This is a genomic window from Halogeometricum pallidum JCM 14848 (assembly GCF_000337095.1).
GTDB lineage: Archaea > Halobacteriota > Halobacteria > Halobacteriales > Haloferacaceae > Halogeometricum > Halogeometricum pallidum.
In genome coordinates this window covers 129,699-142,515 of the sequence record NZ_AOIV01000004.1, presented here as the reverse complement: position 1 = coordinate 142,515, position 12,817 = coordinate 129,699, and the positions used below count along the sequence as shown (strand labels likewise).

Annotated in this window: 9 protein-coding genes; 2 read left to right on the top strand and 7 right to left on the bottom strand. The window is 68.7% G+C overall.

Going from position 1 to position 12,817, the window contains the following annotated elements; genetic code table 11:
* Positions 1-3: 3 nt before the first annotated feature.
* From C474_RS02390 to C474_RS02360, 7 genes are all read right to left on the bottom strand, one after another.
* Entirely contained in the window at positions 4-2,238 is a 2,235-nt protein-coding gene (locus tag C474_RS02390) for a DUF7846 domain-containing protein (RefSeq protein WP_008383571.1), read from the bottom strand.
* On the bottom strand, positions 2,239-3,540 hold the full coding sequence (locus C474_RS02385) for an ABC transporter ATP-binding protein (protein WP_008383570.1): 1,302 nt from the start codon (positions 3,538-3,540) through the stop codon (positions 2,239-2,241).
* Complete coding sequence (locus tag C474_RS02380) at positions 3,533-5,173, bottom strand: ABC transporter permease (protein WP_008383569.1); 1,641 nt, start codon at positions 5,171-5,173, stop codon at positions 3,533-3,535. The genes C474_RS02385 and C474_RS02380 overlap by 8 nt, the downstream gene beginning before the upstream one ends.
* A 15-nt stretch (positions 5,174-5,188) precedes the next feature.
* Positions 5,189-6,364 (bottom strand): extracellular solute-binding protein, encoded by a 1,176-nt coding sequence (locus C474_RS02375; RefSeq protein WP_008383568.1) that lies wholly within the window; start codon positions 6,362-6,364, stop codon positions 5,189-5,191.
* Positions 6,357-7,529: a hypothetical protein gene (locus C474_RS02370; protein WP_008383567.1), complete on the bottom strand. Its 1,173-nt coding sequence runs from the start codon at positions 7,527-7,529 to the stop codon at positions 6,357-6,359. Before C474_RS02370 ends, C474_RS02375 begins: the two co-directional genes overlap by 8 nt.
* 73 nt (positions 7,530-7,602) lie before the next feature.
* Positions 7,603-9,225: a GMC family oxidoreductase gene (locus C474_RS02365; protein WP_008383566.1), complete on the bottom strand. Its 1,623-nt coding sequence runs from the start codon at positions 9,223-9,225 to the stop codon at positions 7,603-7,605.
* On the bottom strand, positions 9,222-9,779 hold the full coding sequence (locus tag C474_RS02360; RefSeq protein WP_008383565.1) for a gluconate 2-dehydrogenase subunit 3 family protein: 558 nt from the start codon (positions 9,777-9,779) through the stop codon (positions 9,222-9,224). Before C474_RS02360 ends, C474_RS02365 begins: the two co-directional genes overlap by 4 nt.
* Before the next feature lie 1,532 nt (positions 9,780-11,311).
* On the opposite strand from C474_RS02360, the gene C474_RS02355 reads away from it, so the two are divergent.
* Both C474_RS02355 and C474_RS02350 read left to right on the top strand, forming a co-directional pair.
* Positions 11,312-11,701 (top strand): DUF5805 domain-containing protein, encoded by a 390-nt coding sequence (locus tag C474_RS02355; RefSeq protein ID WP_049916660.1) that lies wholly within the window; start codon positions 11,312-11,314, stop codon positions 11,699-11,701.
* Positions 11,691-12,746, top strand: a complete 1,056-nt coding sequence (locus C474_RS02350) for a tyrosine-type recombinase/integrase (RefSeq protein WP_008383563.1) — start codon at positions 11,691-11,693, stop codon at positions 12,744-12,746. The genes C474_RS02355 and C474_RS02350 overlap by 11 nt, the downstream gene beginning before the upstream one ends.
* The last annotated feature ends 71 nt before the right edge of the window (positions 12,747-12,817 follow it).

Here is a 12,817-nt window from a genome sequence, read left to right as displayed (position 1 = left end):
GCGCTACCCTTCCGCAGGCCCGTTCGACCCGTTCGATGCATTCGAACCGTCCGAGAGCGTCGCGTTCACCCCGACGCCCGGTGGGGAGTCGTCGACGGCCCGCGGGACGCACCGCGTCGGTACCGGACACCGCTCGACGGTGGGCGAGAGCGCGCGGACCCCGCCGTCGTCGGTGCGCTCGACGGGGAACACCACCTCGTAGCCGAACCCGCTCGCCGGGCCGGTCTCGACGAACACCTCGACGGCCACCTCGTCGGCGTCGGCGAGAGGAAGCACGACGCTCGCGTTCCCGTTCTCGCCGTCGTCGCCCCCGCTTCCGGACGCGGGTTCGAGCCCCGGACCGGAGACGGTCAGCCGACCCGGAGCGGCCGCCGCGGACAGCGAGACCGGCCCCTCCGCGTCGTCCGCGACGAGGTACGCCGACCCGCCGTCGGCGTGTACCCTGACCGTCGCGCTCTCGGCCCCCTCGGGGAGGCCGAACGACGCGTCGAGGACGACCCGTTCGCCCGAGACACGGGAGACGGGGACGACGGCCGCTCGGACCGTCGAGTCGTCCGTGGGCGCCCACGACCCGGCGTACACGTACCGGCGGAGGTCGCGGTCCGGGAACGCCGCCGCGACGGCGAGTTCGCGGGTATCGCCCAGCGCGTACACCGCTCCGTCGTCGTAGTCGGCGTCGTTGCGGAGCGTCTGAAACGGGTGGTTCAGCCACGGCCCGTACGGCGTCGGGAGGAACACCACGGCGTCTCCCGAGGCGCTGGCCGGCGACGGAACCGAGGCGACCGACGGAGAATCGCCGTCGGCGAAGGGGGCGTAGGCCGCGCGGTACTCCGCGGTCACGGCGGCGTCGCGGTCGGTCACCTCGTCGACGGCCGAGACGGCGAGGGCGCCACCGACGGCGGCGCAGACCACGAGGGTGAGGGTCGCGAGCGCGCGCGCTCGACCGACGTCGACCCCGTCTCGGTTTGCGGCGCGCACGGCGACGCCGCGCCGGAAGCGGTCGGCGACGACGACGAGGGCGAGGGCGGCGAACACCGCCGTCGGGACGATGAGATCGTAGTGGTAGTACGGGCCGAGATAGTGGACGAGGCCGTCCGAGCCGTCTTCGAGGGCGCCGAGGACGTTGTAGTTCCCCCAGAAGGCGACGTTGCCGGCGGCGACGGTAAGATACGTCGCCGCGAGGAGGCCGGGACGGGCGCGTCCGCCGAGAACGACCGAGCGGCGGAAGAGAGCGAGAGCGACGCCGAGAGCGGCGAGAACGGTGCCGGTCCGTCCGGCGACGACCCACTCTGAGAACAGGTCCGCGAGGACGAGCGCGTTCGCGCGGACGCCGAGTTCGGGCGTGTAGACCACCTCGTGGCCGAGGATGGCCCGGCGGCCGAAACCGAGCCCGTCGGCCGGGGCGAACGCGAGGTACGGGAACACGAGCGGGTCGCCCGTGACGACGGCGTTGTAGCCGAGGGCGGCGAGCACGCCAGCCGTTCCGCCGGTCGCGGTGACGAGGCGTCGGGCGATCTGTGCGCGATCGATTCGACCGTTCCGGCCCGACTGCAAGAGCGTAACGGCGGCGTGCGCGACGAAGGGGAGTGCGAACAGCACGGCGGTGTACGGGCGAGAGAAGAAGGCGGCGCCGACGGCGAGGCCGGCGGCCGCCGCGTCGCGGAGGCTCCGCCGTCGCTCGCTCCGGAGGTACGCGACGACGAACGCGACGTTCAACGCCGTCGTCAGCGCGTACGGCAGGTAGACTCCGGACTGGACGACGAACAGTGGCGTGAGGAGCAAGAGGAGGCCCGCGAGGACGCCGACGCGGGCGTCGAACAGTTCCCGGCCGAGGGCGGCGACGCCCGCGACGAGGGCGGCGGCGACGCCCGCCAGCGCCAGCGGGTAACCGCCGAGGGTCTTCCCGAGGGCGAAGACGGCGGCCGGTCCCGGAGCGTACTTCGGGTACAGGCCCCGGTCGCTCTCGACGAAGAACCACGGCCGGAACGCCTCCTCGACGGGCGGGCGGAGGAACAGTCGACCGTGCAGGAGGAGGTCCGCCTGCTGGAGGTAGACCGCCTCGTCGTGGTTCAGCGAGCGGTACGGAAACAGCTCCGTCGCGACGAGGAGGGCGACGGCGGCGGCGAGGAGTGCGAGACAGAGCGCGGCGAGTCGGCCGCGGTCGAAGCGTTCGAGGGCGGCCCCGAGGCCAGGGGACGCGCCGACCGACCCGTCATCGTCCGTCGACCCGCCGGACATCTACTGAGAGGGGTACCACGCGAGGGCGTGGTCGGCCACGAGCGTCACGGCGACCGGTTCCCCGACGTCGAACTCCTCGGTGTGGTTGTGGAGACAGCGGACGACGGTGCCGTCGTTGAGGCGGACGTGGTAGACGAACGACGGACCGGTGTACTGCCGGCGGACGACGGTGCCGTCGGCGTCGCCCTCGGCGGTGGGCGTCGCTCGCAGGTCGTCCGGGCGGACCAACACGTCGACGCTACTGCCGGCGTAGCCGTCCCCGAGACCCGTCAGCAGGTCGCGGTGGTACGACCCGACGGCCGTCTCCACGGCCTCGTCGGTCACCGTCGCGGGGAGGAAACTCGCCTGTCCGAGGAAGGAGGCGACGAACCGCGAAGTGGGGTTCTCGAACACCTCGCCGGGCGACCCCACCTGTTCGACCCGGCCGTCGTTGACGACGGCGACGCGGTCGGAGATGGACAGCGCCTCCTCTTGGTCGTGCGTGACGGAGACGGCGGTGACGCCGGCCTCCTCGAGGATTCGTTTGACCTCCTCACGCATCCGCACGCGGAGGCTCACGTCGAGGTTCGAGAACGGCTCGTCGAGCAGGAGCACGTCGGGTTCGGGGGCCAGCGACCGCGCGAGGGCGACCCGCTGGCGCTGGCCGCCCGAGAGGTCCGCCGGCGAGCGGTCGCCGTAGTCGCCCAACCCGACCAGTTCGAGCAGGTCGGACGTGCGGCGCTCCGCCTCGGCGGAGTCGGGGTCGTCCAGTCCGAAGGCGACGTTCTCGGCGACGCTGAGGTGGGGAAACAGCGCGAACTCTTGGAACACCAACCCTACGTCGCGGTCCTCGGGGGGCGTCGGAGTGCCCCCGTCGTCGACCACGTCGCCGCCGACGGCGATGGTTCCCTCCGTGGCCGTCTCCAGACCGGCAATCATGCGCAGCGTCGTCGTCTTCCCGCACCCGGACGGACCGAGAAGCGTGACGAGTTCGCCCTCCCTGACGGTCAGGTCGAGCCCCGAGACGGCCGTCTCGGAGCCGTAGCGTTTGACGACGCCCTCCAGTTCGAGCACGGCGTCCGCCTCGGAGTCGTCGTCGGTCGCGGCCGTCTCGGGGACGACAGCCGGGTCCTCGTGCGCGCCGACGGCGGCGCCGCCGTCGGTCAGGTTCGGGTCCGCCGCGCTCGCGGCGGATTCGGCGCGTTCGCTCTCCGCGTCGGTGTCTGAGAGTGAGTCGGCGCCCGGATCGGTATCGGCGTTGACGCCCTCGTCTCGGTTTCGACGCGTCTCCTCGCGGTTCGTGGTGGTGGGTTCCTCACGCATCGTCGCGTCCTCCGCTGAGCAGCGGGATCATCGAGAGGCCGGAGACGGCGATTAAGACCAGCGCCGGCAGCGCCGCCCGGCCGTAGTAGCCGGCCTCTTGAACTCGCCAGATGTAGGTCACAATGGTTGTAAACCCTGTCGGATGGAGGATGAGCGTCGTGTCGAGTTCCTTCATCGTCGTGAGGAACACGAGCGCCGCGCCCGCGAGCAGCCCCGGCGAAATGAGCGGGAGCGTCACCCGGCGGAACGCGCGGCGCGGGGAGGCGCCGAGCAACCGGGCCGCGCCGATGAGGTCGCGGTCCACCCCGAGCACCGACGAGCGCGTCGACCCGACGGCCTGCGGGAGGAAGCGGACGACGTAGGCGAAGACGAGCAGGGGGAGCGACTGGTAGACGAGTTGCGCGGCGGTCGGACCGACGGCGTCGCGGAGCCACTGACTGGAGAAGAACACGAGCGCCAGACCCAGCACGACGCCCGGCATCGCGTAGCCGAGGTACGTCGCCCGTTCGACCAGAGCGGCGAACGCCGACTCCGACCGCCCCGCGTAGTAGGCGACGGGGAGGGCGAACAGCACCGTCACGCCGGCAGTCAGCGCGGCCGCGTACACCGAGTTAGCCGCGAACGCGGGGTGGAACGCGAGGCCGCCGCCGCCGTAGCCGGGGCCCGAGCGGACGAGCCACATCCCGAGGATGCCGACCGGAAGCGCGAGCGTGAACAGGCTCACCCCCCCGGCGGCCGCGGCGGCGACCCATCGGAAGCGACCGAGTGAGACCACCGTCTCGACGGAGGAGGGCGTCCCGTAACCGGCGGCGGCGTCGCCGCCGACGCGCGATTCGAGGGCGAGTATCAGGGCGGTCACGGCGAGCAGTTGCATCGACAGCAGCGTCGCGTTCGCCCGTCCGACGCCGAAGCTGTTCAGTTCGACGTAGATGACGCGCGTGAACACGTCGTAGCGCATGATGGCGGGCGTCCCGAAGTCCGAGATGGTGTACAGCGCGACGAGTAGCGCCCCCGCCGTCACCCCGGGCGCGATTTGCGGCAGGATGACGCGCCGGAACGCCTCGGGGTAGGTGTGGTTCAGCGTCCGGGCGGCCTCCAACTGCGTCGCGTCGAACGACAGCAGCGAGGCGCGCGTGGTGAGAAAGACGTAGGGGTACGTAAAGAGCGTCAGCACGAGCGCCGTGCCGCCGAGGCCGTAGACCGTCGGGATTCCGATACCGAGCGGCGCGAGCAGGTCCGCGAGCGCCCCGCTCGGACCGAACGCCGAGACGTACGCGAACGCGCCGATGTAACTCGGAACGACAAGCGGAAGCGCCGCGAGCACCGTCCACAGCCGCCGGAACGGGAGGTCCGTCTGCACCGTCAACACCGCGAGCGGGACGCCGAGAACGACGGAGGCGGCGGTGACGACGGCGGCGAGTACGAGACTGTTGACCAGCACCGTCGTCGCCGTCCCGGAGGTGAGAAGCGAGACGGCGGCATCGGCGTCGAGCGACGAGGCGCCGACGAGCAGCCACACCAGCGGCGACAGCACCGCGGCGGCGACGGCGGCGGCGAGGACGACGACGGCCGTCCCGGGTTCGTCGTCGTCGAGCAGTCGGCGGACGCGGCCGAACCCCCCGTCCGACACCATCTCAGGAAACCCCCATCAGAGCACTCCCACGTCCCGCATCAGTTCCAGCGTCGGCTGAATCTCGGACAGTCGGCTCAGGTCGATGCTCGGGGGGTTCAACTCGTCGATGGTGGGGAGGCCCCCGACGGGCGGGATGTCGGGAATCATCGGGTATGCGTACGTCCGCGTGGCGAAGAACTCCTGAGCCTCCGCCGACAGCAGGTGGCGGACGAACGTGAACGCGAGTTCCTGGTTCCCGCTGGCCGAGAGCACCTCCGCGCCGGCGGCGTTGATGAGGGCGCCGGCGTCGCCGCTGGTGAACGCCAGGTCGAGAGGCGCGTTCGGTCGGGACGCCTTCACGCGCAGGGCGTAGTAGTGGTTGGCGAATCCGGCGTCGAGTTCGCCGTCGGCGACGGCGTTGGAGACGAGGAACTCGTTGTTGTACTCGGAGACGCCGGCGTCGAGCATCCCGCGGAGCCACTGGCGCGTGGCGTCGGCGCCCTCGATGAGTCGCATCGCCGTGACGAACGCCTGGAACGCGCCGTACGTCGGCGCCCAACCCATCGCGTTCGCCAGCGCTTCGGAGTTCGGAAACTCCATCACGCTGTCGGGCACGTCTCCCCCGGACAGCGCCGAGGTGTTGTACGGAACGGCGCGGGCGCGGCCGGCGGTGCCGACCCACTGGTCGTCAGGGTGGAACTCGTCGGGCACCGGGTCGACGACGTTCGAGGGGAGTTTCGCGGTGAGTCCTCGGTTGGCGACGGCCGCCAGCGACCCGGCGTCGACCGACCAGAACACGTCGGCGGGTGTCGCCGACCCTTCGTTGATGAGCGTGTTCGCCGCGTCGGACGTCCCGGACTCGCGCGCGTTGTAACTGAAGTCGTCGTACATCCCCTCGAATCTCGCCAACAGGTCGCGGTAGAGGCCGCCCTCGCCGCCGCCGAGGTAGATGGTCAACTCGCCGCTGAGGTCCGGCAGGTCGGCGATAGCCGTCCCGCCGACGTCACCGCGTCCCTCCGCGAGGGGGCCCGAACCGCGGAACTCCCCGAAGGAGTCCCCCGCCGTCCCGCCGACGGTTCCGTTCCCGGCGCCGTCGGTACCGGTCGCCTCGTTCTGCTCGGGGGTGAACCCGCCGCACCCGGCGAGGCCCGAGAGACCCGCGGCGCCGAGGCCCGCGAGGACGCGTCGGCGGCCGTAACGTCGCTCAGTCATCGGCGACCACCGCCCCTTCCTCGGCGTCGACAGGACGCGGTTCGAGCGCCGCCAAGCAGTCGAGCCACTCGCGCATGTACTCGCCGCAGTGGTTCAGGAACGCGCCGTTGTTCCACTCGGAGAAGTCGCCCTCGGCGAGGGCGTCCGCCATCGCGGCGAACGCCTCCTCGAAGGAGTCGGCGTCGTCGGCGACGCCGTCGACGACCCGCCAGACGTACTCGTTCAGTTCGAGGCCGGCGACTTCGTTCGCCAGGTCGTCGAACGTCGAGCGGGGGGCTTTGTTGTGCTCGCAGAGCGGACCGCCGTTGTACACCCGCTTGCCGAGCACGTCCGCGGCGCGCTTGAGGAACAGTCCGGACCAGATGTCGTCGAACCGGCCGACCGACCACTCGTTGTCGTCCATCGGCAGTTGGTAGAACGCCGGAACCACCTCCCGACGAAACGCGAGGTTCATCGAGCAGACGGTGAGATACTGGCCCTCCGCGGCGACGAAATCCCGCTCGAAGTCGGCCGCCTCGGTCCGCGTCTCGGCCTGTCCCCGCAGGTCGCCGTCCATCAGGATGCGAACGGCGTCGAGGTCGGGGACGTTCGTCCAGAGCCCCTGAGAGGCGACGACGGAGTCGACTCTCTCGATACTGGTCTCGACGTTCTCGTCCATCGCGGCGTAGGGGTAGCCGCGCGGATAGAGGTCGGTGTCGCTCTGGTAGAGGACGTTCACCCACGACTCGTCCGAGCGGACCGACTCGACTTTCCCCTCGTAGGCGAGGTTCGCCATGTGGGTGCCGAAGAAATCTTCGTCGGCGTGCGGTAGCGTGTCGTCGTCGATGAACACGCCGTACTCGAAGCGGTCGTGCGCCCACAGGTACAGCAGTCCGAAAGAGGTCTGCGCGTGACTCGCCGCAGGGACGAGGTGGTCGTAGTCGGCGACGCCGCGCGATTCGAACCACGCCTCGCGGTCGCTCCCGTCGAAGACGGCGCCGTCGACACCCTCCTCGGCCAGCATCGCGCGCATTGCGTCGGCGTCGCAGAAGTCTTCGGTCACCAAGACGAAGAACAGTCGGTCGGTATCGAAGCCGTGTTCGCGGGCGTTAGCGACGTACTTTCGGACACACTCGTACTCCCGAATCGTCGGGACGACGACGCATATGTCCTGCCGTATACTCATTGTTCGGGAACAGGATTAGGCCCACCTAAAGAGTGTCGATGGCCGGTTCGCCGGACGCGAGGCTCGGAGACGGTTAGAGACGTTCGGAGACGTGGTCGGCGGCCTTCAGCGCGAGGGCCGCGATGGTGAGCGTCGGGTTCATCGCGCCGCCGGTGACGAAGACGGAACTCCCCGCGAGCGTGAGGTTCGAGAGGTCGTGCGTCCGCAGTCGGGGGCTCACGACGCTGGTCTTCGGGTCCGTTCCCATCCGCGTCGTGCCCATGTGGTGGTACGCGGGGCCGGTGTTCTCCGGGCCGACGGTCCACTTCACGTCCGCCCCCATCTCGGTCAGCACGGCGCGTTGAATCTCGTTGGCTCGTTCGAGGGTTCGGCGCGTCCGGTCGTCGAGGCTCCAGACGACGTCGGGGACGGGGTTGCCGTGGTCGTCGGTGCGCGAGGGGTCCAGTCGGACGCGGTTCTCCGCGCGAGGGAGTTGCTCGACGAGGGCGCCCATCGCCACCCGGTTTCCGTAGGCGTCGCGGACCCGTTCGAGTAACGCGTCGCCGAAGACGTCCGCGCCGAGGGCCACGTCCGCGGGGGCCGGGCCGGCGTAGTTGAGAAACTCCAGTTTGATGGCCGTCCGCGAGTCGTCCGGGCGGTCGTAGAACTGGTGGCTCTCGGTGGTGTTGAAGCCGACGTGTTTCTGTCGGGTGGGTTCGTCCAGCGTTCCCCCGACGCCCGCGAACAGGTGGTCCATGAAGTACCGCCCCACGACCCCCGAGGAGTTCGCGAGGCCGTCGGGGTACGCCTCGCTGGCCGAGAGGAGGAGGAGGCGCGGCGTCTCCACCCCGCCGGCGGCGACGACGAACTCGCGGGCCGTCTGTCTGTGTTCTTCGCCGTCGGGCGTGGCGTACACCGCCGCCGTCACCCGGTCGCCGGCGCCGTCGTGTTCGAGGCGCTGGACGGGCACTCGGTCGAGCACCCGCGCGCCGTTCGCCTCCGCGCGTTCGACGTGCCGGGTGGCGTCGTACTTCGCCCCCGAGGGACACACCGGGTCGCAGGTGCCGTACCCGACGCAGGCGCTCTGCCCGTCGACCGGTTCGGAGTTGCGAGCGTTCGGCACCGAGTGGGTGGCGATTTCGAGCGTCTCGCACGCCTCGGCGAACAGCGAGTCGCTGTAGGACGGGGGGAACGCCGGGAGCGGGTGGGGGCGCTCCCGCGGCGGCGCGAACGGATTGTCGGAGGCGCCCGAGACGTTCAACTCCCGTTCGGCGGCGGCGTAGTACGGACGCAGGTCCTCGTAGTCGAGGGGCCAGTCGGCACCCAGTCCGACCGAGGAGTCGAGTTCGAAGTCCTGTTCGTGCAGGCGCATCACCATCCCCTGCCAGTGGAGGGTGCTCCCGCCGACGCCCTTCACCCGCGCGGCGTTCAGCGGGTAGGAGCGCCCCCCCGACGAGGAGTAGGCGTCTCGCTCGCCGCCCATCCCCCAAATCGGCTCGTCGAGACCCGGCCGGAGGTGTCGCTCCATCCGGTCGGACCTCTCGTCCGGGTCGAATCGGGGTCCGGCGTCGAGCACCACCACGTCGTACTCCGCCCGCGACAGGCGCGCGGCGACGAGCGACCCCGCCGGCCCCGCACCGACGACGCAGACGTCCGCGCGGGGGGAGGGCGTGCGGTCCGGCGCGGCGGCGGATTCGTCGGCGGGTCCGTCGCTCATCGGCCGGGACCCTCGCGGTACGACTCGGTTCCGCCGGGATGGCCGGGTGGGTTCTCCAAACCGGCCAGTCCCGCGCCCGTCGGCGAGGTGTAGAACGCGTACAGCAGTTCGTTCACGACGTAGTGGCGCACTCGTTGGGCCGCGGTGCCGTCGGGGACGGGGTCGACCACGTCCACGCTCATGTAGTCTAACGCCTCCCGGCGCGTCGACTCCGAAAGCGCGGCGTACCGGTCGCCGTGGAACTCCTCCGCGTACTCGTCGAGCGACCCGACCGCGGCGGCGACGCCGCGGGCGTAGGCGTCGTCAGCGTCGACGCGCCCGCCCGTGTACGTGCGAACGAACTTCGGAACGCCGTCGACCGCCGACGGGTAGACCACCTCCGCGACGGCGACGAGCGTCTCCATCTCCGAGTCCCCGACCGGCACCGGTCCCGCATCTCCTGCATCTCCCGTCCCCGCGTCGCCGTCGGACGCCCGCGGCGCCGCACAACCCGCGAGCGACCCGGCACCCGCCGCGACGAGGACCGCGAGAGCGTCCCGACGCGTCAACTCCATTCGGTCGGGATTTGGCCGACCTAAACAAGAGCCTTGCGTTCGGATTCATCCGATTTCGGAGTACGAGATCGAAGAGGAACCGGATAGTTTAGTATAGCACTATGGAGTTTACATGACTCGCGGAGGTCAAGTGTTCGAGGGTAGCACGGAGCACATAAGGTTGGAGACCTGCGCTCGTAGTCCGAGGCAACGACTCGAAGGAACCCCGGCCGGCGTTCGGCGAACGGACGAGCGTCGGTTCCGAGTCGATCACCAGGGGGCCACCAGAAGACTCGAAGTCTCGGCGAACTCAGCGGAAATGAGGAAACCAGGAGTGGCCCGAAGAGAATAGGAGGCGTCGCCGGACGACTCTGTGACGCGACGACCCGATGAGGCCGCCGGGGCCGATTGAGGGATTGAGAACCTACGACGCCGCGACGTTCCGATGTTCGGCGGACTCCGTTAGACGGTGCGGCCCCGATTCGGTACCGATAGTCTGGTTCAAGGGGATTCATGGTGGACAGTTCTCACAGACGCGTCGCCTGTCTCCCGCGTGCGGTCGTCCACGTCGCCGGAGCGACTGGAGCCGAAGTTATCGACGGGAGGACGTTTAACGGATGCGACCGGTTGTCTGATCGGGGAACGGTCAGGTGCTAGGCGGGTAGTCTGCGTACCGAGCATCGGGTACAGGCGCCCCGTTCGGAGTGACGGAGTGTCCGAGCAGTGGGCGTCGACCGGGACGGTCACCGGTGACCTCTGAGGGAGGCTTCCGTCCATTATCTGTTCCAATTAGAGACCAAATACCATCCGTCGGAGTAGGCGGGTCGGTGCCCGGGACGTCCCGCGTGTTCTCGGACGTGTTCTTTGGTGGGGCGGACGCCGGTGGTCCACACCGCGTCGAGGTTTCGATTCCCGGGCCTCGATGGCTACCAGAACCGTGCCTCAACCACCGGCGATTACCGGCAGTATTAACTGCATTCTACACAGGTGTTCTCGGGTCGTAACCCCTAGGGTGTGCGGTCAGAGAATGGGGTTCCACTGACCATTTATTTCTTGTTTAGTACACAGGAATATTATTCTGTGTGAGGGAGAGTCGTACACCCGAGAGCGGGCGCGAAATGACGGCGTCGTTTCGGCGGGGCGCATCTACCGAGTCGGACACGAAACAACGGATTCGGTGGCGGGTTATCTGTGTGAGTGCTGCAGAGAGGCGAATAATCAGAGTATGTATACAAATAACCCCGGATTTCGGGACATGCTCTGGCAATATAAGTAGAGTTATATTGGTAAATGCGGTACCGCGAAACGAGCCACCGTGTTGGAGAACGAACTGCGATCTGCGACAGTAGCACTCACCTATGAGTGGCAGATTCCGGCGGAAGGGACGGGAGCGCTCGTCGGTCGACTCACCTCCAAGCCCGACGAAAAGAACCGAGAACCAACCCAGATGCGAACGACCGGATGTCATCCCACGCGAGTCACCGAGGAACGGGATAAGGAGGAGGTTCGATTCCGTGTCGAGTGATGATTCGCAGACCGAACAGAAGTCGGTGATGACCTACGTCCCCGTCTACCAGAAAGACGAGTGGAAGCGCCACGCCGAACGACTCGGGATGAGCCAAAGCGAGTTCGTGCGGACCATGGTACAGGCGGGTCGCAGCGACTTCGAGGTGCCCGACCGGTACGGAGAGACCGAAGATAGCGAAGTGGACGACGACGCGGAGGGCCGAAAAGGCGAGTTCGAAGAGCGCGTCCTCAGCACCCTCTCGGCGACCGACCACCGCTCGTGGGACGAACTCCTAGAGGCTCTGACCGACGACATCGAGGACCGCCTCGACGAGACGCTACAGGACCTGCAGGCGTCGAACCGGGTGCAGTACAGCGGTCGGCACGGGGGCTACTCGCTCGCGTCGGGGGCGTCCGGGGGCGACGATGGCCGTTGAGACGGCCGACGGGGAGACCGTCGAGGACCCGGTCGCGTACTTCCTGCAGGACATGACGTACCACGGGCGGACCGAACGGACCAGAGAGGCTTACGAGCGCGTCCTGCGGCGGTTCGAGGCGTTCCTCACGGACGCCGACGCGAACCCGATGGGCGTCGACAAGCGCGTCGAGGAGGCGTCCCACCGCGACTGCATGGCGTGGATTCACTCGCTTCGGGGGTCCGAGGCCGCCGACAGCACCATCGCCACGTACGCGACCTACCTCCACCGATTCTACGCGTACATGACGCAGGTCGGCGCGTTCGAGGGGAATCCGATGACGCTCGTCATGGAGGAGATGGACGAGCAGATAGACGCGAATCCCTCGCGCCGGGAGATATCCGTCCCGCAGATGCGGGAGTTCCTGCGGGAGGTCCACCACCCCCTCGACCACGCCGTGCTGTGTACGCTCCTCAAGACGGGGATGCGCGTCGGCGAACTCTGCAACCTCGACTGTCGGGACGTATCGCTCGCGGACGGGACGCCGTTGGGCGACGCGCCGAGACGAGCGCAACTCGAGGGCCGCGGCCCGTCGCTGTACATCTCCGCCGAACCGTCGGCCGGCGAGACGACCGACGGCGAACGACGGACGGCGTCGAACAAACGCAAGCGCTCTACGGTGGTTCCCGTCGACGGGGAATTGGAGACGGTCCTCTCGCGTTGGTTGGCTATCAGACCCGACGTGCGTTCGCCCGCAGACCCGCTATTCGTCAGCACTTCCGGGAGTTGGGGCGAGCGACTGACGACCGACATGGTTCACCACCTCGTCGAACGTCACGCCGCCGAACGAGGGTGGCACCGCCCCGGCGGGGACAGCGAGGAGAACGTCACGCCGCACTACTTCCGGCACTTCTTCACCACCCACCTCCGGGACCGGACCGGCGACCGCGGCATCGTCAAGTACCTCCGCGGCGACGTCGGCGGCGACATCATCGACACGTACACCCACAACTGGGGCGACCGGGTGCACGAGACGTACGATCGGCATATCTACTCGCTTCTCTGATATTTTGTCCGTCTGAAGAAGGCCAGTTAAATTCTATATCGCTATATCAAATTGGGTTTGAAACCGGAGTC